General features: G+C 74.8%; 2 protein-coding genes and 2 pseudogenes. All 4 read left to right on the top strand.

Translation table 11 applies throughout. From position 1 onward, the window contains the following. The first annotated feature begins 260 nt into the window (after positions 1 to 260). The 4 genes and pseudogenes from JNW91_RS30455 (at position 261) to JNW91_RS30440 (ending at position 3354) form a co-directional block, all read left to right on the top strand. Entirely contained in the window at positions 261 to 686 is a 426-nt protein-coding gene (locus JNW91_RS30455) for a TOBE domain-containing protein (protein ID WP_203178930.1), read from the top strand. Then, positions 683 to 1479 (top strand): annotated as a pseudogene (gene modA / locus JNW91_RS30450) (molybdate ABC transporter substrate-binding protein). Before JNW91_RS30455 ends, modA begins: the two are co-directional and overlap by 4 nt. Further along, positions 1476 to 2291, top strand: coding sequence for an ABC transporter permease (locus tag JNW91_RS30445; protein ID WP_203178929.1), 816 nt, complete (start codon positions 1476 to 1478; stop codon positions 2289 to 2291). The pseudogene modA and the gene JNW91_RS30445 overlap by 4 nt, the downstream one beginning before the upstream one ends. Beyond that, positions 2288 to 3354, top strand: a pseudogene (locus tag JNW91_RS30440) (ABC transporter ATP-binding protein). The gene JNW91_RS30445 and the pseudogene JNW91_RS30440 overlap by 4 nt, the downstream one beginning before the upstream one ends. Positions 3355 to 3454 lie beyond the last annotated feature (100 nt).

The following is a 3454-nucleotide window of genomic DNA, read 5'->3' as shown; positions in this document are numbered from 1 at the left end:
GCCCCGCGCCCCGCGCCCCGCGCCCCCGCGCCAAGATCGTGCTCGAACCAGGAAGTAGTGGTCTCGACGACACACCCACACCACTCGATCCTGGGTTGAGCACGATCATGCGGGGGCCCGGGCGTTCTGGGGCAAGCAACGGGAGGACGCCGCTCGCCTGTGGATGTGGCGCAGTTGCTGGGATGTTCACCTATCTGCGTGTGCAGATGCTGGCCGGGCCAGGCCTGCAAGCTTGCACCTGCGAGGTCTAAGGTGAGCCGGTGACGACCTTTCGGATCGGCGCGGCGGCCGAACTGCTCGGCGTCAGCGCCGACACCATCCGCCGCTGGGTGGACGCCGGGCGGTTGCCCGCCGGGCGCGACGGCCACGGTCACCGGATCATCGACGGCGTCGACCTGGCCGGCTTCGCCCGCGCCCAGGCCGCCGACCCGGACGCGGGCGCCGAGTTCTCCTCCGCGCGTAACCGGCTGCGCGGCATCGTCGTCGACGTCCGCAAGGACACGGTGATGGCCCAGGTCGACATCCAGGCCGGCCCGTTCCGCGTCGTGTCGCTGATGAGCCGGGAGGCGGTCGACGACCTCGACCTGCGGGTCGGCTCGGTGGCCGTCGCGGTCATCAAGTCGACCACGGTGGTGGTGGAGCGGGCTGCCCCCGCCACCCCGACCAGGGCAGGGATCGGCGGATGACCGGGTGGGGCAGGCGTATGGCATCCGCCGCCGTGGCGGCCATCACGGTGCTGGGGATGGCCGGCTGCGGCGCGCCGACGACCCGGCGTCCGAGGGTGCCGCCGCGGACGGTCGGGTCGCCGGCACGGTGACCGTGTTCGCCGCCGCATCCCTGACCGAGTCGTTCACCCGCATCGGCAGGGACTTCGAGGCCGCCAACCCGGGCACCAGAGTCACCCTCAACCTCGCCGGCAGCTCGGCCCTGGCCAACCAGATCAACCAGGGCGCACCGGCGGACGTCTTCGCCTCGGCCGCCCCGAAGAACATGGCCACGGTGACCGAAGCCGGCAACGCCGACGGCACGCCGAGCGTCTTCGCCCGCAACCAACTGGTGATCGCGGTGCCCCACGGCAACCCGGACGGGGTGACCGCGCTGGCCGACCTGACCCGCCCGGGGGTGAAGGTGGCGCTCTGCGCCGAGCAGGTGCCCTGCGGCGCGGCGGCCCGGACGACCCTCGGCGCGGCCGGTGTCGCGCTGACCCCGGTGACCCTGGAGCAGGACGTCAAGGGCGCGCTGGCGAAGGTGCGACTCGGCGAGGTCGACGCGGCCCTGGTCTACCGCACGGACGCACGGGCGGCGAGCGCCGACGTGACCGGCGTCGAGTTCGCAGAGTCGGCGCGGGCGGTGAACGACTACCCGATCGTCGCGCTGACGGACGCGCCGAATCCGGCCGGCGCGCGGGCCTTCGTCGCGTACGTCCACTCGGCGCCGGCGCAGGCGGTCCTCGCCGAGGCCGGGTTCCAGGCGCCGTGAGTCGGGTCCTCGACACCGTCGCGCCCCGGCGGCGCGGGCGGGTGCCGGCGGCGTTGCTGATCCCCGCCGGATTGGGGCTGCTCTTCCTCGTCCTGCCGCTGGCCGGGCTGGTGCTCCGGGCGCCGTGGACGACGCTGCCGCAGAGGCTCACCGCGCCGGGAGCGCTGACCGCGCTGCGGTTGTCGGTGCAGACCGCGACGCTGGCCACCGTGTTCTGCCTGTTGCTCGGGGTGCCGCTGGCCTGGTTGCTGGCCCGGGTGGAGTTCCCCGGCCGACGGCTGGTCCGCGCCCTGGTCACCGTGCCGCTGGTGCTGCCGCCGGTGGTCGGTGGCGTGGCGCTGCTGCTGGTCTTCGGTCGGCGCGGGCTGCTCGGCGGCTGGCTGGACGCCACGTTCGGCGTCACGCTGCCGTTCACCACGGCGGGTGTCGTGCTGGCCGAGTCGTTCGTCGCCATGCCGTTTCTGGTCATCGCCGTGGAGGGCGCGCTGCGCGCCGCCGACCACCGCTACGAGGAGGCCGCCGCCACTCTCGGCGCCGGTCGGTGGACCACCTTCACCCACGTCACGTTGCCGCTGGTGGCGCCCGGTCTGGCCGCCGGGGCGGTGCTCTGCTGGGCGCGGGCGCTGGGCGAGTTCGGCGCCACCATCACCTTCGCCGGCAACTATCCCGGTCGGACGCAGACCATGCCGCTCGCCGTGTACCTGGCGTTGGAGACCGACCTGGAGTCCGCGATCGTGCTCAGCCTGGTGCTGCTCGTCGTGTCGGTCGGCATCCTGGTCGCACTGCGGGACCGTTGGATGACCAGCGCATGAGCCCTCCGCTGCTCGATGCCCGGATCGTCGTCGACCGGGGCGCCTTCCGGCTCGACGTCCCGCTGCGGGTCGCGCCCGGCGAGGTGGTCGCGTTGCTCGGGCCGAACGGCGCCGGCAAGACCACCGCGCTGCGCGCGCTGGCCGGGCTGCATCCCCTCACGGCCGGGCACGTCACGCTCGACGGCCTCGACCTGGACCGGCCGGCGAACCGCGGCTGGGTGCCGACCGAACGCCGGTCGATCGGCGTGGTCTTCCAGGACTACCTGCTCTTTCCGCACCTGAGCGCACTGGACAACGTGGCCTTCGGGCCGCGCCGGCACGGCGTGGACGGCGCGCGGCGCGGGCCACGGCCCGGGACTGGCTGGATCGGGTGGGGCTGACCGGGGAGGCGCTGCGCCGGCCCCGGCAGCTGTCCGGCGGGCAGGCACAGCGGGTGGCGCTGGCGCGCGCGCTGGCCGTGACGCCGGCGCTGCTGCTGCTGGACGAGCCGCTCGCCGCCCTGGACGCCCGTACCCGGTTGGACACCCGGGCGGAACTGCACCGGCACCTCGCCGCGCATCCGGGCGCGACGGTGCTGGTCACCCACGACCCGCTGGACGCGCTGGCGTTGGCCGACCGGCTGGTCATCGTCGAGGGTGGGCGGGTGGTGCAGGAGGGCAATGGGCCGAGCGTCACCGCCCGCCCGCGCACCGACTACGTGGCCCGACTGGTCGGACTGAACCTCTACCGGGGCCGCGCCGACGGGCACACGGTGCGGGTCGCGCCGGACCTGACGCTCGCCGTCGCCGACCGGCTGGACGGCGAGGCGTTCGTGGCGTTCCGCCCGGCGGCGGTGGCCCTGCACCCGGCCCGACCGGAGGGCAGCCCGCGCAACACCTGGGCGGGCACGGTGGCCGGAGTCCAACGGCACGGCGACAACGTGCGGGTGCAGCTGGACGGGCCGATCGGTGTGGCCGCGGATGTCACGCCGGCCGCCGCCGCCCAACTACGGCTGATCCCCGGTCAGCGGGTCTGGGTGGCGCTCAAGGCGACCGAAACCCACGCCTACCCGGCCACTGGCTGACCTCGGGCCGGTGGCCGGCGCAGACCCGGCCCGGCCGGCGCGGACGCGGTCAGCCGGCGAGCAGGTCCGCGTGTGCGGCGCGCAGCCGGGCCAGCGCCGG

This window comes from Micromonospora parastrephiae (assembly GCF_016802865.1).
Classification (GTDB): Bacteria; Actinomycetota; Actinomycetes; order Mycobacteriales; family Micromonosporaceae; genus Micromonospora; species Micromonospora parastrephiae.
The sequence above is the reverse complement of the archived record's forward strand: the minus strand, read 5'-3'. Positions and strand labels throughout refer to the sequence as shown.